This window comes from Syntrophotalea sp. (assembly GCF_050253115.1).
GTDB classification, from domain to species: Bacteria; Desulfobacterota; Desulfuromonadia; order Desulfuromonadales; family Syntrophotaleaceae; genus Syntrophotalea; species Syntrophotalea acetylenica.
Window position 1 is genome coordinate 1 of the sequence record NZ_JBFWJQ010000005.1, and the last position, 21,898, is coordinate 21,898.

Genomic DNA, 21,898 nt, shown 5'->3' on the forward strand with positions numbered 1-21,898 from the left:
AAATTTTCGCTTTGGTGTAGCGGGTGATGTCATGCGTTACGGTAAAAACGCCGTAAGCCCCCGACCCTTTGGCATGCATGCGGCGTTCGGGGATCACCTCGCGGTCGAAATTGGCCATTTTTTCCAGGAACCAGGTGTCCTGCAGCAGCACCGGGCCGCGCGGACCGGCGGTCATGATGTTGTTGTTGTCCACCACAGGAGCGCCGGCGTTGGTGGTGAGTTTTTTCGACTTGTCGGATTTATCCTTTGCCATGAAAAACTCCTTTTTGCGTATCTGACGCATTCTTTCCGTAAGGTTTGACCCGAACCCGGCTATAAAAAGCCATCTCAGGCCGTGGTTTCATACCAACCCGAATGCTGCGGCAGAAACACATTGTCGATGATGTGGATGACACCGTTGGCGCATTCGATGTCCGGTTCGATGATGTGGGCGTTGTCGATCATGATTTCGTTTTCATCGAGATACACCGACAGGCTCTTGCCCATTTCAGTGGCCAGGGTAAAGATGTTCTGGGCGTCCAGCGCGGCTGCGGCGTGTTTTTCGGCCACCAGGTGGTATTGCAGAATGGTGGCGAGCTTGTCCTTGTCCTCCATGATCACTTCGATGTTCAGCCGTTTGAACGCATCATCGTTGGGCGCGAAAAAGGTGAAGCTGCCGGGCTTGTTCAGCCAGTCGGTCATGCCGGCAGTTTTTAGGGCGGTGGCCAGCGTTTTGAGGGTGCTGTTGGCCTCGATGGTCTGCATGATGGACGGCATGGGGTCTCCTTTCTCCCCGAAGGGAATCTTCTTAAATTTTCAGTAGTTTTCTCCAAGCAGTTCGAAGTGGGCCTGGGGATGGGCGCAGGCCGGGCATTCGGCGGGCGCCTGCGTTCCTTCATGCAGGTAGCCGCAGTTGCGGCAGCGCCAGACCGCCGGACTGTCTTTTTTGAAGACCTTGCCGTTTTTAATGTTGGCCAGCAAGGCACGATAGCGTTTTTCGTGCTGTTTTTCGGCGACCGCAATCGCCATGAAAATATCCGCGATGGCTTCGAATCCCTCTTCCCGGGCGATTTTGGCGAAGCCGGGATACATCTGGGCGTGCTCGTGGTTTTCCCCTGCAGCGGCTTCCTCCAGGTTGGTGGCGGTGTCGCCAATCACTCCGGCCGGAAAGGCCGCGCATATTTCCACCTCGCCGCCCTCGAGCAACTTGAAAAGCCGCTTGGCGTGTTCCTTTTCCTGATTGGCGGTTTCTTCGAAAATGTCGGCAATCTGCACGAAACCATCTTTTTTGGCCTGGCTGGCGAAGTAGGTGTAGCGGTTGCGGGCCTGGGATTCACCGGCGAAGGCGGTAAGGATGTTCTTCTCGGTTCTGCTGCCTTTAAGGGTCATAAGCTGTTCCTTTCTATCGTGTTACAGGTGAAAAACGCATGGTCGGAAAACGCGATGTCGCTTACACTTAACTGAAAAAATAAATGATGCAACATGCATTTCAAGGGTCGTAATGCGGATTTGGCGGAATTGCCCTTGTTTCCGAAACCCGGCTGTAGAATAGTAATTATTACTATTGAACATTTCTACCAAAAGTCAAGGTGATGGGGGTGGTTTTTCCCCGGTTTTGTTTCGACAGTCATGGCAGACGCCCCGCACCTCGACGTGGACGGAGCGGATGTCGCCGAACTCGACCACTTGTTCCGGAGCGGTGAGGCTGTCAAATGCGTCGCTGTAAAAATCCCGTACCGAGCCGCATTCAGTGCAGATGAAATGGTGGTGGTGCTGCAGATTGCCGTCAAAGCGCATGCTTTCTCCGGGCGCACTGACGCGGGAGATGATGCCTTGTTGTTCAAACAGGCGCAGGGTGCGGTAGACCGTGTCCAGGGAAATTGCGGGAAGGCGTTTTTTTACCTGGCCATAGATGATTTCCGCGCTCGGATGATCCTCTCTCGCCCGCAGCTCCCGGTAGATTTCGATGCGCTGCCGGGTCGGTTTGATGCCCTGCCGACGGCAGAATTCGGTAAAAGCCGCAAGGTCCGGGCCCGCGGTGTCACGGCATGGGGTGGTTTTCAAGCTTGTGGGTCCTTTCACCTGTTGTTATGCTTTTGTGCAAATGATATCAGGTTTCGCGCAACTTGATATCGCCAGACACCATGGCGGATATTTTCCCGCCTGCCACGGGGGGCGAGTGTTCCCTGCCGCCATGATGAACTGCCCTTCAACCCGGAGGTTGCCCTATGAACAGGCAGTCGATTGCCTCGACGGGATTCTTTGGTCTCGATGATATCCTCGACCATTTGCGGGTGGGCGACAATGTCGTGTGGCGTGTCGACAGCGTGGCCGACTACGATTATTTTGCGCAGCGCTTTGTGCAGCAGGCGCTGGGCGAGGGCCGGCAGGTCGTCTATATGCGGTTCGGCCAGCACCCGTCTCTGGTTGAGCCGGCTCCGGGGGTTACCATCCACAAACTGGATGCCTATAAAGGGTTCGAGCCCTTTGCCACCAAAGTCTATAATATCCTTACCGAGACAGGCCCCGGGGTGTATTACGTGTTCGATTGCCTGTCGGACCTGCTGCTGGCCTGGGCGACAGACGCCATGATCGGCAATTTTTTTCAGGTGACATGCCCATACCTTTATGAGTTGGATACGGTGGCCTATTTCGGACTGATCCGCAGCAGCCATTCCTTTAAAACGATTGCCCAGATCCGCGAGACGACCCAGGTGCTGCTCGATCTCTACCGGTTTAACGGCCTCATGCATGTGCACCCCACGAAAGTCTGGCAGCGGCACTCGCCGACCATGTTTCTGCCCCATGTGAAGCAGGATGAATGCTTCGTGCCGATCGCCAACAGTTACGATGCCACCAACCTGACCCGGATCTATCTGCGCAATTCCGAGAACGCCCACCGGCATCTGGATTACTGGGATCGCCTTTTCCTGCGGGCCGAAGCGCTGGCCGCTACGCCATCCTCCCGTAGTGAGCAGGAGGAAATGGTCGATCAGCTATGCCGCATCATGATCGGGCACGATGACCGCATGTTGAGCCTGGCGCGCAGCTATTTTTCCCTGGAGGATTTGCTCGAGATCAAATCGCGCACTATCGGCACCGGTTATATCGGGGGCAAGGCCGTTGGCATGCTGCTGGCCCGCGGTATGCTGCTGCGTGATTTTTCCTTTGACTGGCAGCGTTATCTGGAACCGCACGATTCCTTTTACATCGCCTCGGATATCTATTTTTCCTATATTGTCCATAACGGCTGGTGGAAACTGCTGATGCAGCAGAAAACTCCGGACGGCTATTTCCGGCATGCCCCCGATCTTGCCGAAAAATTCCGCCATGGCTCGTTCCCGCCGGAGGTGCGGGAAAAATTTCGGGAAATGCTCGAACATTTCGGGCAATATCCGATTATCGTGCGCTCCAGCAGCCTGCTCGAGGACAGTTTTGGCAACGCCTTTGCCGGAAAATACGAGAGTTACTTCCGCGTCAACCAGGGGGCTCCGGAACAGCGCTACGAACAGTTCGAAGATGCGGTGCGCCAGGTTTTCGCCAGCACCATGAGCGAAGATGCCCTGACCTATCGGCGGCAGAGGGGGCTCGACAAGCGGCAGGAGCAGATGGCCCTGCTCGTGCAGCGTGTGTCCGGAGCCTACCATGAACACTTTTATTTTCCGGAACTGGCCGGGGTGGGGGCCTCCTACAACACCTTTGTGTGGGATCGGGACATGGATCCCAGGGCCGGCATGTTGCGCCTGGTGCTCGGATTGGGAACCCGTGCCGTGGACCGCGCGGAGAGCGATTACCCGCGCATTGTCGCCCTGGATCAGCCCGGCAAGATTCCCCAGAAAAACGCCTCGGATCTCCGCCGCTTTTCCCAACGGGACGTCGATGTGCTGAATGTAAATAAAAACGCTCCGGAAACGGTATCCTTGCTGACCCTTGCCGGACACCGGCTGAATATGGAGCTGGAGCGTTACGCGGTGCCGGACCGGGAGGCGCTGCAACGACTGGAAGAGCGCGGCCTCAAGTCGCGGCCCGCCTGGTTGCTGACGTTTGAAGGGCTGTTGTCCGAAACCGGCTTCGCAAAGCTGATGCAACGCATGCTCAAGACCCTGGAGAAAACCTACTGTTACCCGGTGGATATCGAATTTACGGTAAATTTCATCGGGGACGATGTGCCCCGTATCAACCTGGTCCAGTGCCGTCCGCTGCAAACCCGCGGTCTGGAGAAGGGCGGCAATATCCCCGAGGCTTTGCCCCAAGAGCGGGTTTTTTTTGAGTCAGAAGGGCATTTCATGGGGGGCAACGTTGTGCAGCCGGTGCACTGCATCATCTGGATCGAGCCGCAGGGCTATTGCCCTCTGCCGCTGTCCGACAAGTATGAAATCGCCCGGCTGGTGGGAAGGATCAATAAAAAGGTCTGTGACAAACAGGATCTGCCCACCTTGCTGATGGGGCCTGGCCGATGGGGAACCAGCACCCCTTCGCTGGGCATCCCGGTGAGATTTTCCGAAATCAACAATGTTTCCGTGCTGGTCGAAGTGGCATTTCCGCCGGGTGGCCTGATGCCGGAACTGTCTTTCGGATCGCATTTTTTCCAGGATCTGGTGGAGACCGAGATCTTCTATCTGGCGTTGTATCCCGAAGATGGGCACTGTTTTTTCAATCGCAGCCTGCTCGATCGGCACCCGAACCGCCTTCTGAGCCTGGAGCCGACCGCCGGAAGGTATGAAGAGATTGTCAAGGTCGTGTTTCTGGACGAAGGCGAACTGCAGTTGATGTCCGATGTGCTGGCGCAAAAAGTGATCTGTTTCGGTCGCTGAAAACAGAAAAGCCCGGCAAAAGCCGGGCTTTTCTGTTTTTCGTGAGCTGTATGGATCAGACCAGGCCCATGGCCAGCATGGCCTTGGCGACCTTGATGAAACCGGCGATGTTGGCGCCGTTGACGAGGTTGCCGGGGGTGCCGAATTCCATGGCGGTTTCGGCGACGTTTTTGTGGATGTTGATCATGATCTCGTGCAGACGTTTTTCGGTGTGCTCGAAGGACCACGAGTCGCGGCTGGCGTTCTGCTGCATTTCCAGCGCCGAGGTCGCAACCCCGCCCGCATTGGCGGCTTTGGCGGGACCGTAGGCGATTTTGGCGTCGAGGAAGACGCTGACGCCTTCGGGAGTCGTCGGCATGTTGGCGCCCTCACCGACCGCGATACAGCCGTTCTTGACCAGAGCCTCGGCATCCTTGCCGGTCAGTTCGTTCTGGGTTGCGCAGGGCAGGGCAACCTGGCAGGGGATGTCCCAGATGTTGCCGTTTTCGGTGTAGACGGCATCGCTGTGGTAGCTGGCGTAGTCGCGGACGCGGCGGCGTTCGACTTCCTTGAGTTGTTTGAGCAGGTCGAGGTCGATGCCCTTTTCATGGAACAGCACGCCGTTGGAGTCGGAACAGGCTACTACTTTGGCGCCAAGGTGGAACAGTTTCTCGATGGCGTAGATGGCCACGTTGCCGGAACCGGAAACGGTGCATACCTTGCCTTCCAGCGAATCGCCGCGGGCCTTGAGCATCTCTTCCACGAAATAGACCGTGCCGTAGCCGGTAGCTTCGGTGCGCACCAGGGACCCGCCCCAGGTCAACCCCTTGCCGGTCAGAACGCCGGCTTCGTACTTGTTGGTGATGCGCTTGTACTGGCCGAACATATAGCCGATTTCGCGACCGCCAACACCGATGTCGCCTGCCGGAACGTCGGTGTTTTCACCGATGTGACGATACAGTTCGATCATGAAGCTCTGGCAGAAGCGCATGATTTCGCTGTCGGATTTGCCCTTGGGATCGAAGTCCGAGCCACCCTTGCCGCCGCCGATGGGCATGCCGGTCAGGGAGTTTTTGAAAATCTGCTCGAACCCGAGGAACTTGATGATTCCTAGGTAAACCGAGGGGTGGAACCGCAGGCCGCCTTTGTAGGGACCAAGGGCGCTGTTGAACTCGACGCGGAAACCGCGGTTGATGTGCACGCGGCCCTGGTCGTCCTGCCAGGGTACCCGGAAGATGATCTGGCGCTCCGGTTCGCAGATCCTTTCGATGATTTTGTATTCGCGAAATTCCGGGTATTTGCTCAGAACGGGTCCCAGGGATTCGAGAACTTCGCGCACCGCCTGGTGGTATTCCACTTCCCCCGGATTGCGGGCCAGTACTTCCTGATAGATGGGGGAGACTTTTTCATCCAGTGTTACAGTCATAGTGCCTCCTGTTGCGTTAAATGTGTATGTGTTTTTTGCCCAAAAAATAGGCAGTCTTAAGCCAAAATTTAAGCAGATCGCATTTTAGTGTAAAAGTGTGGGACATGTCCAGAATAAAAAATAGGTAGGCTTTACCCTGTATGACTAAAAATTAGGCAAAATTGCCGGAAATTTCATCAATTTTGCGCATCGGACCTGCTTTCGCCCTTTCCCGCATTGGATTAAACTTTTTGGTCGTGTCGGTCGATGAAGCAACAGGTCCGCTGGTTTGACGCCCAATGGTAATAGGGGTCATCCTTTTTTTTTGCAGCGGTTCGGAATCGGCATGCGCAGACCAGGTTTGCACGGCCGGTAGCATGGCTTTTGCCGGTCCGGTTTCCGGACAGGACCCCGGAGGTTGCTTGTGACTTTACGTTTGCGAACCTTTTGGCTGGTTGCCGTGACCTTGCTGGGGTTTTATGCCGTTTTATACGGGATATCCTCAACCATTTTTCTCGGCAGTTTCAAACGGCTGGAACACAAATACATGTTGCAGCGGGTGGAACTGGCAAGGCGGGTGGTGAACAGCCTGCTGGAAACCCAGTCCTTGTATGTCCGAGACTGGGCTTACTGGGATGATACCTATGCTTTCATGCAGGATGGCAACAGGCAATACGTGCGTTCCAATCTGCCGGTGGCCACTTTTCTGCAGCTGGATGCCGAGCTGTTTCTGTATTTTGGTCCTGACGGCTCCTTGTTTGAAGGCTTCTGGCACAATGGCAGCAATGTCGTGACGGCCCCACCTGCCGCCTGGGTCGCCGCAATTCAGGAAAGCGGAAGGTTCTCGCGTCTTTCGGCAAAGCATCCGCCCGCCAGCGGCTTGATAGGCGTGGAAGGTCGGCCCCTGCTGGTTGCCGCCGCGCCGATTTTGAACAGCAACGCCATGGGGCCAGGTCGCGGCACCCTGCTGGTAGGCCGTTTCCTCGATGACCGGCGTTTGCAGCAGGCCGCGCGGCCTGCCGGGTTGAACCTTTCCCTTGTTTCCCGGCCGAACGATGTGCCCGTTTCAGCAGCCTCACCTGTGGCGGTTCGCACGGAAGGCGCGGATGCCATCAGCGGATATGTTCTGATTGCCGACGATGCGAAGCGCCCGGCGGCTGTTCTGCGCGTTCAGGATGCTCGCTGGATTTATCGGCAGGGGAAAGCCGGACAACACTATCTGATGGCAAATCTGGCCGCGGCGGCGGTGGTCTTCCTGATAGTTCTGATGCATCTCATGCACCGTCTGGTTCTGGCGCGACTGAAACGTCTGGACCGGGGCCTGGCGCGTATCCGCGATGCCGGTGAAGCCGATTTGCGGCTGACGGTGGAAGGGAATGACGAACTGGGCATGATTGCCGTCAGCATGAATGAGACCCTGGACAGGTTGCAGAAGGTCCAGCAGGCGTTGCGCCACGAGGCGCTGCACGACCCTTTGACGGGGCTGGGCAATCGTTCCCTGTTTTTCCAGCGTGCGCATTCGGCCTTGCAGAGGTTAAGGGAAAACCAGTCTGCCGGTCTGGCTGTTTTGCTGATCGACATCGATCACTTCAAGCGGATCAATGATACCTTCGGTCATGGCGCTGGCGACGAACTGCTGACGGTAGCCGCGGAGCGCCTCGGCCGCTGTTTCCGGGAGAGCGACACCCTCGCGCGCATGGGGGGAGACGAGTTTGCCGTACTGCTTGATCCTGTGGCACGAAAGGTGGACGCCGTCCATCTCGCCTCGCGGCTGTTGGAATCCCTTCAGGAACCGGCTTTTCACAATGGCCATCCGGTGCGTTTTGCCGCCAGCATCGGAGTGGTTTTTGTTGGAGGTGGCCATATCGATATTGAGCAGTTGCTGCGCGCAGCTGCCGCCGCCATGTACCGTGCCAAGCGGGAGGGCAGAAGCAGAGTGGTAGTGTTTCAGCAGGCCATGCACGAAGAGTTTTCGGCGGGGCTTCCGCTCTGAGTTTTGCAGGCGGTTTGTCAGTCATCAAACCGTGCATTGTGAAAAAAGGCGGCAGGATTTCCTGCCGCCTTTTGATCGTGGGTTATTTCCGAATCAGCCGAGGATTTCCTTGAGATCGGCATCCGGGGTGCTGATGGGGGCGATGTTGAAGTTTTCCACCAGGTAATTCAATACGTTCGGCGAAACAAAGGCCGGCAGGGTGGGGCCAAGCTTGATATTCTTGATGCCAAGGTGCAAAAGGGTCAGCAGGATGACCACCGCCTTCTGCTCGTACCAGGACAAAATCAGCGACAGGGGCAGATCGTTGACGCCGCATTCGAAGGCGCCGGCCAGGGCGATGGCGATCTGGATGGCGCTGTAGGCGTCGTTGCACTGTCCCACGTCGAGCAGGCGTGGAATGCCGCCGATGTCGCCGAAGTCAAGTTTGTTGAAACGGTACTTGCCGCACGCCAGAGTCAGGATCACGCAGTCCTTGGGGACTTTTTCGGCGAACTCGGTGTAGTAGTTGCGCCCCGGTTTGGCGCCGTCGCAACCGCCGATGAGGAAGAAATGTTTTACCGCGCCGGCCTTCACCGCTTCGATGACCTTGTCGGCTACGCCCAGCACCGCGTCGTGGCCGAAACCGACCATGATTTCCTTGCCCGGTGCTTCGGGCAGGTCGGGGCAGGCGAGGGCCTTGTCGATAACCTCGGAGAAGTCCCATCCTTCCAGATGCCTGACGCCGGGCCAGGCTACGCAGTCCCAGGTGAAAAGGCGGTCTTTATAGGAATCGGCCGGACGCTGGATGCAGTTGGTATTGAAGATAATGGCGCCAGAAAATTCGGGGAATTCCTTGGCCTGGTCCTGCCAGGCGCCGCCGAAGTTGCCGGCCAGGTGCTTGTATTTTTTCAGACCCGGATAGCCGTGGGCCGGCAGCATTTCCCCGTGGGTGTAGACGTTGATGCCCTTGCCCTCGCTTTGCTTGAGAACTTCCTCCAGCATTTTCAGGTCGTGTCCGGAAACCAGGATTCCCTTGCCCTTGCGGGTACCGGTGTTGACCATGGTCGGTTCGGGTTTGCCGTAATGTCCGATATGGGCCTCGTTGAGCATCCCCATGACGGTCAGGTTGACCTTGCCGCATTCCATGGCCAGGTTGACGAAATCCATCAGTCCCAGGTTGGGGTCGCAGGTGGCGGCCAGCGCCCGGTGGAAAAAGGCGAAAACTTCATCGTCGGTTTTACCCAGGATCATTGCATGGTGGGCATAGGCCGCCATGCCTTTGAGGCCGTAGATCAGGATTTCAATGGCTGAACGCACGTCCGGATCGGCGTGCAGATGCTCGATGCTGTAGCTCTCCCCCTGTTTGATCAGGTCGGAAGTCGGTTTCCAGTCCTTGGCGTCCGCCGGCACCCCGGGTTTGAAGGCTTCCTTGATGCCGCTCACCAGCTTGCCGATGCCGCAGCAGGAGGTTCCGGCCAGATCCATGGCTTTTTTTTCCATGTTGTAGCAACGGGCGATGAGTTCTTCAAGGTGCTTGGGATCGAAGTCGACGTTGGTCACGATGGCGAACAGCCCGGCCAGCATGAATTTGTCGATCTGCATATCTTTTTTACCTTGTTTGCGCGCCTCGTTGGCGTAGTAGGCCAGACCCCGCAGGCCCTGCAGCAGGTTGTCCTGCAGCGCCGCCGTTTCCGGTTGCTTGCCGCATACGCCGGTTACCGTGCATGCTACGCCTTTTGCCGCCTGTTCGCATTGATGACAGTACATGTTTCCTCCTCGTCTTGGTGGGATATGCCTGGGCGATATCTGTTCAGAAGCGTTTCAGGGTGTCTTTGATGGCAACCTAACCCGGATCGACAAGAGAAAAATTGATGCCGGTCAACTTTGCACCGATTTACCTGACCGTCCTGTGAATTTATCAGAAACTTCTGCGAAATCAATTTCATGCGTTGATATTTCGCAGGGTTTTGCGCAGCGCTGCGATCAATGCCTGTTGCAGCCTTGCCCAAGTGTTTTTGCCGCTGAGCGGGATGGCCTGGTTGATTTCGATTTCGATGCCGAGATAGCTGTTTTCCCCAAAATTTTGGCGAAGAGAGGTAACCAGGGCGTCAGCGTTGCCGCGATAGGGGTAGTTACGACGGATGCGCAGTGTCGGTTGTGTTGCCGCGAGGGCTTTTTGCCACTGGCGGCAAAACAATTTTTCGGCGCTCCGCGACGGGTCGTACAGCAGGCCGATATCGGCATTGCGGACCTTTCCGTTGAGGATCGGCGTGAAGCTGTGCACCGAAAGGTGCAGCGCGCGATCGTTTTGAGCGATGATGCCGGCGACGATGTCTTTGGCGGTGCGCCAGTAGGGCCGGTGGTAGTGTTGTTGCAACAGTTGCTGCTCCGAGAAAGGCAGGTGGCGGCTGAATTCGGAAAACAGCGTACGGTTGGCGGCAGACCGGTTGAGGTCCACGAGCAGGCGGCTGACATTGGCGACAAGCAACGGTGCCTGGAAGGCTGCCGCCAGACTTTCGGCAAAAGGCAGTATGCCGATATCGTATCCACGATGGGTTTCGAGTACGGCCCGCCGATCTTCGAAAAGGTGCCGGTATCGCACTGGAATCCGATTGCTGGCATGTTCGCAACTGACAAAAATCCGGGGCGTGCAAGTCATGGGGTGATCCTTTGATCCGGTTGGGTCAGGAGTGCAAAGAGCCATGGGTTTATCTGCTCTGCCGCTCACTCGGCAAGAAACATGCGGCCTTTGCCAAGGCAGTCGCACAGGGCTCGGTAGATTGCGGCTATATTATCCAGACCGGGATGTTTGCCCAGGGCATCAAGGATGCGCCGCGCCAGTGGCCCCCGATCCAGGATGGTTGTCAACTCCGGCAGAAACGATTTCAATTCCCCCCATTGCTCCCGCCCCAGAGTGGTTACGAGGTGCCGCCACAACTCTTTCGCCGTGGCACGGTCGCGGTCGAGACCGAACATAGAGAGATAGGCGCGGTTGCCGATGACAGCTTGTTCGGCGTCGCGGATGGTGGCGGAAAGTATTTCCGCCAGTGGTTCCACCGGCCAGTCCCGCATCTTTGCCGGAGACTGCCAGCGTTGTTTGGTCAAGGCTTTGAGCGTGGCTACCACGGCAGCGGCAATCGCCAGGTCGGCCACCGGCGTTTCCTGCACATCCAGGGTGCGTATTTCGATGGTGCCCCGCTCGAACCGGGCGATGGCACCCCGCGAATTGAGCCATTCTTCCTGCAGAACGCCTTGCGGGTCGTCGGTGGCGATGGCGCGGTAGAGTGGCCACAGGATCTGCTCCCGGTAGGTCCGCCGGCTGAACACCGCTTCAGGGATTACCCGGCCGGTAATCATCGGGATACGTTTCTGATTGTCGCGGTAAACCTGCAGGCGGGTGTCGAGCAACCCGCTGAAGCGACCGTCCATAAAAGGCGAGCTGGCCGACAGTGCCGGCAGGATCGGCAGCAGCAGGCGAATGGCGGCGTGCAGACTGCCGAATTCCGCATCGCCGCAAAACGGCAGGTTGAGGTGACAACTCTGCAGGTTGGCCCATCCGTGGCCGCGACAGTCGAAAATCCGATGGTAGGTCTGGTAGATAAGGCTGTTGTCATGGGGCCACAGACGGCTGTCCCTGGCGGGGTCCATCCAGGGGTGCATGGCGGTGGGCATCAGCCGTGCGTTAAATGTTTCCAGACGCCGGTTGACCGCGGCAACACCTTCTTGAAAAATCGGCGCTAACTCGGTCAGGCCGGCTGCGGGGCCGTTGGTTTTCAGCTCGATCACATGCAGGACCAGCTCGTTGGACCAGCGCAGCGGTCCGGCCTCCACTTCGTCCTTAAGATGCCCGGCCTGGGCGGCCAGCAGCCGGTCGGCCATGGGTGCCACCGCCAGGGATTGCCGGTCGACGAGCATGTACTCCAGTTCCACGCCAATGCCTTCGAACAGATGCAGCCTTCTGGATGTTGTCATTTGCCCGGAATCCCCTTGCGCATCTCCACCCGCCGCATCAATCCCTGCATGATGATGCGATACAGGTTCTCCTTGAGAACGGCGTCTTCCACTCCTGCATCGATATTTGGATTGTCATTGACCTCGATGACATAGACCCGTCGGCCCACCTGTTTGAGGTCCACCCCGTACAGACTGTCACCGATGAGGTTGGCGGCCTTGAGCGCCGTGGAAACGACCCCGGCGGGGACGTCCTGGATTGGCAGCGTTTCCCAGCGGCCTTCGTCGAGCAGCCTGCCATCAAGATCGTGGCGCAGGATCTGCCAGTGCCGGGCCGCCATATAATAGCGACAGGCATACAATGGCTGACGATCGAAGATGCCAATGCGCCAGTCGAAAGTTGTTGGCAGGTAGCGCTGGGCAATCACCAGGTCGGAATGGGCCAGCAGGTGGATAAGTTCCTGACGCAGGTCTTCTGCCCGATCGACCTTGAGCACGCCGCGGGAAAAGGAACCATCCGGCTGTTTCAGAATGCAGGGCAGTCCCAAACTGGCGATCACCGGTTCCGGGGCGGGGCGGTGCAGGATCAGGGTATCCGGCACAGCGATGTGATGTCGGCGCAGCAGTTCTGCCAGAAATACCTTGTTGGTGCATTTCAGAATCGACTCCGGACTGTCGATGACGACCAGGCCTTCAGCGACAGCGCGGCGGGCGAAACGGAAGGTGTGGTGATTGACGCTGGTCGTTTCTCGCAGAAACAGCGCGTCAAACTCGGCCAGGCGGCCGAAATCATTGCGCCCGATGATCTCTGCTGAGAATCCGACCTGCCTGGCGGCATGCAGAAAGCGCTGCAGGGCTCGGGTGTTGGATGGCGGTTCGGCTTCATCGGGGTTGGTCAGGATAGCCAGGTCGAAGCGCGCCCGGCCGTGCCGCTGCGTTCGCGGTCGGGGACGCTGAAAATATTCGACGGCCTTCTCGAGGGCAAATGCTCGATGTTCTTCGGGGATTTCGCTGGCGGCCAGCGGCATGATGTTCTGCATCTGCCACTTTTCCCGTTTGGGGTTGTAGGCGAAGCAGGCCCTCAGAAACGGTGCCGGAAACAGGCTGAACAGTTGCTGGCTCAGTCGGTCGTAGCGTTTGGCAAAATTACGTCCAAGGTAGATGCTGAGGATGAATTCTCCGGAACGCAGGGGACGCAGGCTTTTCTGGATCATATCGTCCAGTTCGTCCGACACGGTACGAATCATGCTGTTCGATTTCAGATCCTGAATCGCCGAGACATCCGGCAGCGGCCGGTGACCGCGGGCCTGGGCCAGCAACGAGACGTAATACCCCAGGCTCTGGTAGCGGTAGGAGCGACAGAGGTTGAAAACCTTGACACGCCGCCGGTTTTGATATCCAGGGTCGGTCAGGTAGTGGCGTGCTTTAACGAGTTCCGTGCCGGGGATATCGATAGGCCAGGCGGCCGGGTCGTCAACCACGATCAGGGTGTCGAGAGGCATGGTGTTGTCGCTCCTGTCGGGGTTGGATGATCAGCAGGTTGGCGTCATAGGTCAAAACACCCAGCAGTATGGCGCACAGCACCCGTTCGATGAGAACATTGTAAATCTGCCGATCCGCCACCGGATTGGGCAGCAGCGGGTCGGCCACGGCGATGGTGCGCCGTTCCTTGTCGTAGCCACACAAAACGACGAAATGTCCCGAAGGTTCGCCGCGGATATCGTCGTATTCGCAGAGTGGACCATACTCGCGGGGAGTGCGGTACAGGTAGGTGGCGCTGAGCCCGGTGATGATCGGCAGTTCGCGCTTGACGTAACGTCGGATAAGATCGAGGGTAAGATCCTCGAAGCGCAACTGCCCTCCCAGATCAAGAAAACGCAGATAAGCCCGTGAGGCGGCCTGCAGTTTCGGATCCTTTTTGAACAGCATCTGTTTTTGCAGGCGGTCCCGAATATCCGGCCCGCCCGGCATCAGCCAGGTGGGGTCGAAAAGCTGCATCTTGTAGCTGTAGATGGTGGCGCGAAATCCCTTGTCCAGAGCGTGACAGGCCAGCAATACCGCCAGGGTGCCGCCGCCTTCGAGCATCGGCACCTCCCGGATCACCTGCGACAGGGGCATTTCCTGGTTGAAATAGCAATAAAGCGCATGGAGGCAGGTCGGGCCGCAGGTTGTTTCATCCGGTTGCGGTAAAATATCAAAGGGCAGATGCATGTGCCGCATGCGACAGCCTCCTTTGAGCATGGGATTTCTTTCCTTATTCTAGCAGATTGAAGGGTGGTGGCGTGGCATGCGGATCTGTAAAATGAATGCTTTTGGTTGCAGAAAAAACATAATAGGTGTAAAAAATATCTATTAACAAAAAACATGATACACCAAGGGAAATGATATGGCTTTTGGTTTTGGCAGAGGTGGCAGACGAGGTGGAAATCCCTGGAGTGGCTGCAAACGGCCCGGCGGTCCGCCCAGCCATTGCGTGTGCCCGGTATGCGGGCTTAAACTTCCTCACCAGCTCGGAGTGCCCTGTTTCAAGCGGATCTGTCCTGAATGCGGCTCGCCCATGACACGGCAGCTCGTTACCGAAGAGAGGTAGCGGCATGACTGAGGTCTGTGTTCAACGAGCCCAGACGGCCCGGCTTCAGCGCGGCCAGAGAATCGCCCTGCTGGCGACGGCGGCCACCTTTGGTCTGGCCGTCGGCAAGGCTCTGGTGGGCTGGCATTACAATTCTCCGGTGCTGATCGCCGACGCTTTTCACAGCGGTGCGGATCTGCTGGCGATTTTTGCCAGCTTCTTTGGCCTCTGGCTGGCCGCCAAGGAAAAGACCGAGCGGTTTCCCTACGGTCTTTACCGGGCGGAAACCTTTGTCACCCTGCTTGCCGGGGCGGTGATCTGCTGGGCGGGACTGGAATTGATTCCGGAAGGGTTGGACAAACTGGGGCATGCTGCGGGCAGGGGAACCATGCCATTGGTACCGATGCTGGCCAGCGCCGTTTCCATGGTGGTATCCCTGGCGATCGCTTTGGCGGAAAGACACGTCGGCCGCGCCATCAATTCCCAGTCGCTGCAGGTCAATGCCGGCGAATCGTTTCTTGATATCGCGACCTCGAGCGTGGTGCTGGCGGGATTGCTGCTCGACTACCTGGGTATCCGTTATATCGAGGGGGCTGTCATTCTGCTGATCGCCTTTCTGATTATCAAACTGGGCTGGAGCAGCGTGCGGCAGTCTTTTCTGGCGCTGCTGGACGCCAACCTCGATCCCCGGTTGACCCATGCCATCGAAGCGTGTGTCAACAGCATCTACGGTGTCAAGGGCATCAGCGAGGTGCGTATTCGTCAGGCCGGCCCGTTTCGCATGGTCGATTGCGTCATCTATACCAGTCCCACCCTGCCTTTGTATCGCGCCCACCATCTGGCGGATCTGGCCGAGCAGGCCATCCGCAAGCAGAGCGAACACATTGAATCGGTTTTCGTGCATGTCGAGCCGGCCACCGATCATGAATTGACCGCTATCGTTCCGGTCAAGGATATCAAGGGACTGGAATCCCGGGTACACGGTCATTTCGGGCGTGCGCCCTTTTTCGTGGTGCTGCGTTTGCATGCGCAGGGCGAGGAAATCGAGGACTTTTATTCCAACCAGTTTCTCGACCAGAAAAAATTCATCGGCCTGAAGGTCATCAAGACCATGCTGGCGCAAAAAATCGACCTGCTGTTTACCCCCCGTATTGGCGAAATTTCCTTCTATATGCTCAAGGACAATCTGGTCGACATCTACCAGGTGGCCGAGGACCAGAGTGTCAGCGAAGTCATTGCCCGATTCCGCGAAAAACAGCTGCCGGTCCTGAGCGAACCGACCCATTCCGTCGAAGAATCCCTGGTGGAATAATCACCCTTGACAAGGCGGCACACGGGTATTATCTTTTAAGTGTAAAGAACATCTACAAGCAATTTGTGTGGATCGCAATAGCGAAAAGGATCCCGCAGAGGCCGCGCAAGCGGCGGAAAGGAGGGCGAAATGCCACGTGGAGATGGAACAGGACCGATGGGATATGGGCCGTTGACCGGTCGGCGGATGGGGTATTGCGCCGGTTTTGATATGCCTGGCTTTGCCTATGGTGCAGGTTTCGGCATGGGCCGGGGGCGCGGCGGTGGCCGGGCCATGGCCTGGCGGCGCGGTTTTGGCGGGTGGGGTTTTCCTGCTGCCTATCCCGCTGCCTATCCTGTACCGGGTCCAATCGCGCAGGCTCCGGACAGCAACCAGCTCAAGGCTCAGATCGATGCGCTTGAGCAGTCGTTGACGGTGTTGAAACAGCAGCTTGAGGCCATGGAGAAAAGCAGCGAATAAATGCTGCCATTCATGAAATGAAAAGAGGTGATGCGGGAAATATCGGCATTGCCTCTTTTTTTATTGAAAGACCGAAAAGTCCGCTGGATGCCGGAATATTAAAATTCCAACTTCCCGGTTTCGTCCATCGGGCCAATCTGGTAAAGTATGCAGTGATTTGGTTGCCGTTTGTTATGGAGGTATGTATGCGCCAATTATCCAGTCTGACAGCGGGCCTGCTGTTTGCGGCGTTGTTGTCGGGGTGCGCCGGCTCGGGAGACGCTCTTCTACGTTTGCAGGAAGAGAATCGGCTCCTGCAGCAGCAGCTGGTACTTGCCCAGCAGAACATCGCGGACCTTACCGGGGAGAAGGCTTCTCTGGACGAAAAGGTCGCCGATCTGACGCGGGTATCGGGTACCTTGCAGCGGGAAAAGCGCGCCAGGGTCGAAGAGGCGGAGCAATTGCGCAAGTCCATGCGCGGTTTCGTGCAGGCGCAGATGGATGCCCTGCGGGAATTCTCCATCAGGCAGGATTTTTTCGACTACATCGGTGCCGAACTGGTGAATCGCCAGCACAGCGGCGAAGAGAATCTCACCCTGGTCGACCATGGCAATCGCATCCCTGGCAGCGGAACCCTGCTGGCGGTGCGGGGGTACTTTATCGTGCCCTGCAGGTTGCGGGTGCTGGTACTGCGGCCAGCCCAGAACGTATGGGAGGTGGTGAAGGTGTCGGAATTGCAGGAAGTCGCCAAGCCCGGCATGGCCCAGGTCGAGCTTGATGTGCCCATGGCCGTGCAGGCCGGAGATATCCTCGGTTTTGCTTTCGCGGGCCCGGTGGGGGTTCCCTATGATGAGAAAACCGGAGCCACGGTGCTGTTTTCCGATCCCCTCAAGGCGGGCAGCCGCCTGCATATCCCGGAAATCAAGGGGACTCCCAGGCGGCGCGCCTATTCCATCGGCGGCGTGGGTTTATTTGATTAGACCGGTGCTCTCCGGCCGCGGATAATTCAACAGGAGTTTATTAAGGCAGGTCGGGATTTTCCCGGCCTGTTCTGTTTGGGGAAAGCTCCGGATTAAAAATGCATTGCGCGGCAGGGAGTGTCAACACCATGCCTGTGCCTGCCGGCTGTATGCTTCGGCCTGCAATCCGGATCAAGCTCTTGTGTCGTTTTTACAAACGATAATTTGGCGGCGGTCCGATTCCCGGCCCATCTGCAAAAATGTCTAAAGGAAAATAAGAGTGATCATCGAATGCGAGCAACTATGTCACACCTACGGTGAAATGGATGTTTTGCACAACATATCCTTTAGTGTGCAAAAGGGCGGCGTGTTTGGGCTTCTGGGTAAAAACGGCGCCGGAAAAACCACCATTATCAATATCATCATGGGATTTCTGCGTCCCACCGCTGGATTTTGCCGGGTTCTTGGTGAGCCCGGTCACGCCTTGTCGCCTCCGACTCGCAGTCGCATTGGCCTTCTCCACGAGCGCTTCATTCAGTATGACTTCATGTCCATTGCCGAACTGGAACGTTATTACGCCGGTTTTTATCCCCGCTGGGAGCGCGAACTTTTTTTCGATCTGGTCAGACGTCTCCAGGTGCCTTATGAGCGTACGCTTGGCCGCTTGTCCTGTGGACAGCGATCTCAAGTGGTTTTGGGGCTCATCGTGGCGCAGCGCCCCGATCTGATGATCCTCGATGATTACAGCATGGGGCTTGATGTCGGTTATCGGCGGCTGTTCGTCGAGTATCTGGGAGAGTATGTGCAAAAATATGGAACCACCATTTTAATCACCTCCCACATCGTTCAGGAACTGGACCCGATCATTGACAATCTCATCATTCTCGACCATGGCCGGGTCTGCATTTCGGGCCGCAAGCAGGCCTTTATGGAGGAGTTCCAGTGCTTCAGTTTCGAGCGCTCGCCATCCGCGGAGCGGCTCGAGGCGGGTGACGTGTTGGTGCGCGTGGAGCATGTGGGTGGGCGGACCCTCGTGCATGGCTTTATTACCGGCGCAGAGTTGGCCGGCTATCTGGATGCGCACGGTGTTTCGCATGAGACGCTGCGGCGGTTGCCAATGAACTTTGAAGATGCCTTTATCGGTTTGACCGGAAAGTACTGAAAATGCTCAGGCGTTCACCTTTGCATTCCTTGCTGTTGAAGGAACGCATCAAATTGCGATACATAGTCTGGCTTTTGCCACTGCTGTTGTTCTATGCAACTGTAGACAGTTTTCTGATTCTCAAGGCCGTGCATCGCGCGCACGGAAGCTTCGGTCTGGTTTTCACACTGTTGACCCGGGAACCCCTGTTTTTCAGGAGTTTCCGGGTGCTGCTGGTGGCCGGCGTGCTGCTGGCCTTTATGCAGGTCTGGCCGGAAGTGCGTGGCAAGCGGTTGCGCCTGCTCTTTCACACGCCTTTGCCACCGGAGAAACTGGTCGGCATGACGTTGCTTTGTGGCATGATAATCATGCTGACGGCCAACCTGGTTGCTCATATGCTGCTTGCCGGCACCATGTTCTTTTTTCACATCCCGACCGATATTATCGGGCCGGTGTTGCTGACCTTGCTGCCGTGGAGTTTGTTGAGCCTGATTGTTTATCTGGGTTGCGCGGCGCTTCTCTATAACGACAGCATGGTTTTTCGCGGTTTTGTCTTGCTTGCCTGTATCGCCATGCATGGGTTGATGGCCCCTTTTGCGGGATACGGTCTGCAGGCGCACGCTTCCGGCCTGTATGCGGTTTTCTTGCTGTTTTTCAGCGCACTGGCTTTTTTCGCCTGTCTGCGCTTGTCAAGTGCCCCCGACCAGAGATTAATCTACCGTCTTGCCCGTGCCATCAGTCTGACCTTGATCATCCTGTCTTTGTGTTCGCTGCTTCCCGATCTGTACTGGCGTTTCGCCACGCCCAGGCAGGTGCGCCACAAGCTTTTTTACAGTCCGGTCCATGAACAGTTTGTCGTTGTAAAACAGTTCCCCGACAAGGTGATCGGTCCGTCGGGCACGGGGCACAGCCGCATCGAGCTGGAGGACGGCACGCCGCTGAGCCGTAGACAGATGGTTTATGCCCTGCCGATCCTGCATGCGGACAGCCTGCTCAAATGGAACGCTTTTCCCGACAATATTCAGGGGATCCACCTCACTCCGGAACAGGCCCGCAACAGCTGGCGATACCTGACCCTTCATCCGCATGACTGGAATGCGCCGGAACCCAGGCTGCACTTGCTGCTGGAAAGCGAACCGGAGGGGGCCAGGCTGGAGTTGCCGAGCGATTTCTTCCGCCTGAGCGCCGCCCGCAGCGCGTTGGAGTTTATCAACCCCCGGACCGGTTGTGTCGATCGGGGCAAGAGCACACACTTCACGGCGGCCCTGCGCGGGGCAGGATTCAGTTTCCCGGTGCGGGCTTTGGCCGGCAATCCCGACCCGCGCAAGGATTACGACGAAGGTTATCTGCTGCTTGATGGGCAAAACCGTTTGTTTCAGCTCAAAATGGCCCGTGGGGCGCCGGTCTGCCGTGCGGGCGGTGTGCTGCCGACAGGCGTGGTGCGGGGCATGATTCTGATGGAACACCGTAGCAGCGAATTGCTTGGTCTTATCATCACCGCTGCCAAGGTTTTTGGCGTCATGCAAAAGGATCTGTCTTTGCATGCTATCCCGATTTCCGGGTTTGATGCCGACCGGACCCGTTTCAGTCTGTGGGCCGATCTGCTTGGCAAGTGCGTGGTCAGCGGGGACGTAACGGATCCCTGCGGGGGCAGCTTGGGGCAGGCCATGACGCCCGATTTCAGTATCCGGCGGGAATATTACCAACCCCGGGAAGCGTCGGACATTTTATCCATGCGCCGACGGGAACAGGTTGCCGCCGTGCTGTTCCCGTTGCGGCTGGTTCAGCAGGACATCACCCGTACCTTTGCCCATTTGCGCCTGGAGCCGACCCGATTTGCCGGTCTCGGGACAATCGGCAATCTGCTGTGTGTTTTGCTGCTGATGGTGCTCCGCTACTGGAAGCGGGTCTCTTTACGTTGGTGGGAATATGCCCTGGTCGGGATTTTCGGACTTGTAGCTCTGGTGGTGCTCTGGTTGGAAAAGTTCCCCGTAACGCCCAAATGGCGCCGGTTTGGAATGTAATATCATGCAGCCCTCGTTCCCCGGAGCTGGTCTGTAGCCGGCCCCGGGGGACGAAAGCCCAGGGGAGGGGTCAGAATTCGAAAGCGAGCTGTGCGGTAAGCACGTCTTGGTTATCGTGGTTTTCAAATTCGCCGTGCAGATATTCGAGGGACAGGGTGGTGCTTTCGAACAGCCCGTAGCTGGCGGCGATTCCGTACTGGTTGTCCGGCAGCAGATCGCCGAGGTCGTCGCCGCCTTCGTATCTGGCGGCGACAGTCAGCTTGTCGGTGACCGCGTAGCCGAGTTCGGTGTTCCAGGTTTTGGGCTCCAGGGACTGCCCGTCGTCGAAGGCCAGTTCACCGGCTCTGAACTTTTTCAATGCACCGACGTATTCGGCGATCAGGGTCAGGCGATCCTGCCAGGTGGCGCTGAAAAAGGCTCCGACGCCATTGATTTTTCGACGGATGCTGTGGTCGATTTCCTCCGACAGCACATCGCTGTCGGCCAGGTTGGAAATCCAGGATACCCCGGCACTCAATGCCAGTCCGGGAATGGCTTCCCGCGGCATGTTGTAGACCGCGCTGGCGACAAAGCTGTCAAGATGGCTGTCTTTGCCTGTTTCGTCGACATCGCCGTTAAAAACGCCGAAGGACAGCTCCAGCAAGTCACTGGCGTAGCCGATGACCACCGCCGATTCGCGGGTTTCACCCAACTCCAGCGTAAGCGGGTCGCTGATGAAGTGGGTTTCGAAGTTGCCGAAGGGGACATACATTTTTCCGGCCTGCAGGTACATGGGCACCACGTCTTCTCCGTCGAGACGGATGAAGGCTTCATCCACGTCCAACGGTTCGGTTTCGTCTTCTTCCCACAACAGCAGGACGTGGCCCGAGACATGTTTGACGAAATCGACATCGATGCCAAGTTCCACCGTCGCCAGGGTCAGGTCGCTTTCGTTGCCGTCAGCGTCGGGGTCATCGGAATCGACGTTGACATAGGCTGCTTCCACTTCGATCAGTCCGCCGATGCTGATGCGGTCCAGCCAGCTGTGCAGACCGCCAGCCGATTCCTCCAGCGTTGCGACGCGGTCGGCGAGACTCCGGGTTTCAGGTTCGGCGGCCAGAACCCAGGCCGGAAAAGTTAATGCGAGTCCCAGAATCAGAAAAATGGAACCTGATTTGCCCTTAGCGATCATGGCGTTGGGTTTCGCCTTCTGTCGATGCACGGTGTTTCTCCTTTTCGGATGTCAGTGGTTGATGGCAGGTGCCGCAATTTCCTGTGCAGCAATTCATGTTGGCTGTGTTGAATTTTTGGAGCAGTTGCCGGATGCCATAAACAGCGGCTATCAGAACAATCGTGCCAACCAGCAGTTTTTCCAT

Annotated in this window: 20 protein-coding genes; 7 read left to right on the forward strand and 13 right to left on the reverse strand. The window is 57.3% G+C overall.

Features of this window, described 5'->3' with window-relative positions; translation table 11 throughout:
• The 4 genes from AB7E65_RS01085 to AB7E65_RS01100 all read right to left on the reverse strand — a co-directional run.
• Positions 1 to 253, reverse strand: a 253-nt coding sequence (locus AB7E65_RS01085) for a catalase (protein WP_428745109.1), incomplete at its 3' end; no start/stop codon positions are given.
• Between the two features lie 74 nt (positions 254 to 327).
• Positions 328 to 756 (reverse strand): fasciclin domain-containing protein, encoded by a 429-nt coding sequence (locus tag AB7E65_RS01090; RefSeq protein ID WP_072285873.1) that lies wholly within the window; start codon positions 754 to 756, stop codon positions 328 to 330.
• A 39-nt stretch (positions 757 to 795) separates the two neighbouring features.
• Positions 796 to 1,368: a rubrerythrin gene (gene rbr / locus AB7E65_RS01095; RefSeq protein WP_072285872.1), complete on the reverse strand. Its 573-nt coding sequence runs from the start codon at positions 1,366 to 1,368 to the stop codon at positions 796 to 798.
• Positions 1,369 to 1,563: 195 nt separating this feature from the next.
• Positions 1,564 to 2,043: a Fur family transcriptional regulator gene (locus tag AB7E65_RS01100; RefSeq protein WP_072285871.1), complete on the reverse strand. Its 480-nt coding sequence runs from the start codon at positions 2,041 to 2,043 to the stop codon at positions 1,564 to 1,566.
• Positions 2,044 to 2,207: 164 nt separating this feature from the next.
• Between AB7E65_RS01100 and AB7E65_RS01105 the strand changes: the two genes are divergently transcribed.
• Positions 2,208 to 4,793, forward strand: a complete 2,586-nt coding sequence (locus AB7E65_RS01105) for a PEP/pyruvate-binding domain-containing protein (protein WP_072285870.1) — start codon at positions 2,208 to 2,210, stop codon at positions 4,791 to 4,793.
• A gap of 55 nt (positions 4,794 to 4,848) precedes the next feature.
• On the opposite strand, the gene gdhA is transcribed toward AB7E65_RS01105, so the two are convergent.
• Together gdhA and AB7E65_RS01115 are read right to left on the reverse strand one after the other, a co-directional pair.
• On the reverse strand, positions 4,849 to 6,198 hold the full coding sequence (gdhA, locus tag AB7E65_RS01110; RefSeq protein ID WP_072285869.1) for an NADP-specific glutamate dehydrogenase: 1,350 nt from the start codon (positions 6,196 to 6,198) through the stop codon (positions 4,849 to 4,851).
• A 151-nt stretch (positions 6,199 to 6,349) separates the two neighbouring features.
• Positions 6,350 to 6,556 (reverse strand): hypothetical protein, encoded by a 207-nt coding sequence (locus tag AB7E65_RS01115; RefSeq protein ID WP_428745110.1) that lies wholly within the window; start codon positions 6,554 to 6,556, stop codon positions 6,350 to 6,352.
• Between the two features lie 45 nt (positions 6,557 to 6,601).
• Between AB7E65_RS01115 and AB7E65_RS01120 the strand changes: the two genes are divergently transcribed.
• Positions 6,602 to 8,170, forward strand: a complete 1,569-nt coding sequence (locus AB7E65_RS01120) for a diguanylate cyclase domain-containing protein (protein ID WP_428745111.1) — start codon at positions 6,602 to 6,604, stop codon at positions 8,168 to 8,170.
• Positions 8,171 to 8,263: 93 nt separating this feature from the next.
• Here AB7E65_RS01120 and hcp read toward each other — a convergent pair whose 3' ends face one another.
• The 5 genes from hcp to AB7E65_RS01145 all read right to left on the reverse strand — a co-directional run bounded on the left by hcp (position 8,264) and on the right by AB7E65_RS01145 (position 14,341).
• Positions 8,264 to 9,916: a hydroxylamine reductase gene (hcp, locus tag AB7E65_RS01125; RefSeq protein ID WP_428745112.1), complete on the reverse strand. Its 1,653-nt coding sequence runs from the start codon at positions 9,914 to 9,916 to the stop codon at positions 8,264 to 8,266.
• Positions 9,917 to 10,091: 175 nt separating this feature from the next.
• Positions 10,092 to 10,808 carry an N-formylglutamate amidohydrolase gene (locus AB7E65_RS01130; RefSeq protein WP_072285866.1) on the reverse strand — a complete coding sequence of 239 codons (717 nt, stop codon included), beginning with the start codon at positions 10,806 to 10,808 and terminating at the stop codon, positions 10,092 to 10,094.
• Positions 10,809 to 10,873: 65 nt separating this feature from the next.
• Positions 10,874 to 12,121, reverse strand: a complete 1,248-nt coding sequence (locus AB7E65_RS01135; protein WP_428745113.1) for a carboxylate-amine ligase — start codon at positions 12,119 to 12,121, stop codon at positions 10,874 to 10,876.
• Complete coding sequence (locus AB7E65_RS01140) at positions 12,118 to 13,602, reverse strand: RimK family protein (protein WP_320360879.1); 1,485 nt, start codon at positions 13,600 to 13,602, stop codon at positions 12,118 to 12,120. Before AB7E65_RS01140 ends, AB7E65_RS01135 begins: the two co-directional genes overlap by 4 nt.
• Positions 13,574 to 14,341 (reverse strand): hypothetical protein, encoded by a 768-nt coding sequence (locus AB7E65_RS01145; protein ID WP_428745114.1) that lies wholly within the window; start codon positions 14,339 to 14,341, stop codon positions 13,574 to 13,576. The genes AB7E65_RS01140 and AB7E65_RS01145 overlap by 29 nt, the downstream gene beginning before the upstream one ends.
• Positions 14,342 to 14,694: 353 nt before the next feature.
• Between AB7E65_RS01145 and AB7E65_RS01150 the strand changes: the two genes are divergently transcribed.
• From AB7E65_RS01150 to AB7E65_RS01170, 5 genes are all read left to right on the forward strand, one after another.
• Positions 14,695 to 15,981 (forward strand): cation diffusion facilitator family transporter, encoded by a 1,287-nt coding sequence (locus AB7E65_RS01150; protein ID WP_072285862.1) that lies wholly within the window; start codon positions 14,695 to 14,697, stop codon positions 15,979 to 15,981.
• A gap of 129 nt (positions 15,982 to 16,110) precedes the next feature.
• Positions 16,111 to 16,440 carry a DUF5320 domain-containing protein gene (locus AB7E65_RS01155; protein WP_428745115.1) on the forward strand — a complete coding sequence of 110 codons (330 nt, stop codon included), beginning with the start codon at positions 16,111 to 16,113 and terminating at the stop codon, positions 16,438 to 16,440.
• A 185-nt stretch (positions 16,441 to 16,625) separates the two neighbouring features.
• A complete protein-coding gene (locus AB7E65_RS01160) occupies positions 16,626 to 17,399 on the forward strand; it encodes a hypothetical protein (protein WP_320360877.1) in 774 nt (257 codons plus the stop codon).
• A 259-nt stretch (positions 17,400 to 17,658) separates the two neighbouring features.
• Entirely contained in the window at positions 17,659 to 18,540 is an 882-nt protein-coding gene (locus tag AB7E65_RS01165) for an ABC transporter ATP-binding protein (RefSeq protein ID WP_320360876.1), read from the forward strand.
• Positions 18,541 to 18,542: 2 nt separating this feature from the next.
• A complete protein-coding gene (locus AB7E65_RS01170) occupies positions 18,543 to 20,543 on the forward strand; it encodes a DUF4857 domain-containing protein (RefSeq protein WP_428745116.1) in 2,001 nt (666 codons plus the stop codon).
• Between the two features lie 70 nt (positions 20,544 to 20,613).
• On the opposite strand, the gene AB7E65_RS01175 is transcribed toward AB7E65_RS01170, so the two are convergent.
• The gene (locus AB7E65_RS01175) at positions 20,614 to 21,744 is read right to left on the reverse strand and encodes an LbtU family siderophore porin (protein ID WP_428745117.1); all 1,131 of its coding nucleotides are present in this window, start codon (positions 21,742 to 21,744) and stop codon (positions 20,614 to 20,616) included.
• Positions 21,704 to 21,898: a FeoB-associated Cys-rich membrane protein gene (locus AB7E65_RS01180; RefSeq protein WP_072285857.1), complete on the reverse strand. Its 195-nt coding sequence runs from the start codon at positions 21,896 to 21,898 to the stop codon at positions 21,704 to 21,706. Before AB7E65_RS01180 ends, AB7E65_RS01175 begins: the two co-directional genes overlap by 41 nt.

Excerpts from the sequence above, each read along its gene's own strand:
- AB7E65_RS01135 (WP_428745113.1), bottom strand. The coding sequence starts at position 12,121 with ATGACAACATCCAGAAGGCTGCATCTGTTCGAAGGCATTGGCGTGGAA.
- AB7E65_RS01180 (WP_072285857.1), bottom strand. The coding sequence starts at position 21,898 with ATGGAAAAACTGCTGGTTGGCACGATTGTTCTGATAGCCGCTGTTTAT.
- AB7E65_RS01090 (WP_072285873.1), bottom strand. The coding sequence starts at position 756 with ATGCCGTCCATCATGCAGACCATCGAGGCCAACAGCACCCTCAAAACG.
- rbr (WP_072285872.1), bottom strand. The coding sequence starts at position 1,368 with ATGACCCTTAAAGGCAGCAGAACCGAGAAGAACATCCTTACCGCCTTC.
- AB7E65_RS01145 (WP_428745114.1), bottom strand. The coding sequence starts at position 14,341 with ATGCTCAAAGGAGGCTGTCGCATGCGGCACATGCATCTGCCCTTTGAT.
- AB7E65_RS01155 (WP_428745115.1), top strand. The coding sequence starts at position 16,111 with ATGCCACGTGGAGATGGAACAGGACCGATGGGATATGGGCCGTTGACC.
- AB7E65_RS01160 (WP_320360877.1), top strand. The coding sequence starts at position 16,626 with ATGCGCCAATTATCCAGTCTGACAGCGGGCCTGCTGTTTGCGGCGTTG.
- AB7E65_RS01105 (WP_072285870.1), top strand. The coding sequence starts at position 2,208 with ATGAACAGGCAGTCGATTGCCTCGACGGGATTCTTTGGTCTCGATGAT.
- hcp (WP_428745112.1), bottom strand. The coding sequence starts at position 9,916 with ATGTACTGTCATCAATGCGAACAGGCGGCAAAAGGCGTAGCATGCACG.
- AB7E65_RS01130 (WP_072285866.1), bottom strand. The coding sequence starts at position 10,808 with ATGACTTGCACGCCCCGGATTTTTGTCAGTTGCGAACATGCCAGCAAT.
- gdhA (WP_072285869.1), bottom strand. The coding sequence starts at position 6,198 with ATGACTGTAACACTGGATGAAAAAGTCTCCCCCATCTATCAGGAAGTA.
- AB7E65_RS01170 (WP_428745116.1), top strand. The coding sequence starts at position 18,543 with ATGCTCAGGCGTTCACCTTTGCATTCCTTGCTGTTGAAGGAACGCATC.
- AB7E65_RS01115 (WP_428745110.1), bottom strand. The coding sequence starts at position 6,556 with ATGCTACCGGCCGTGCAAACCTGGTCTGCGCATGCCGATTCCGAACCG.
- AB7E65_RS01150 (WP_072285862.1), top strand. The coding sequence starts at position 14,695 with ATGACTGAGGTCTGTGTTCAACGAGCCCAGACGGCCCGGCTTCAGCGC.
- AB7E65_RS01140 (WP_320360879.1), bottom strand. The coding sequence starts at position 13,602 with ATGCCTCTCGACACCCTGATCGTGGTTGACGACCCGGCCGCCTGGCCT.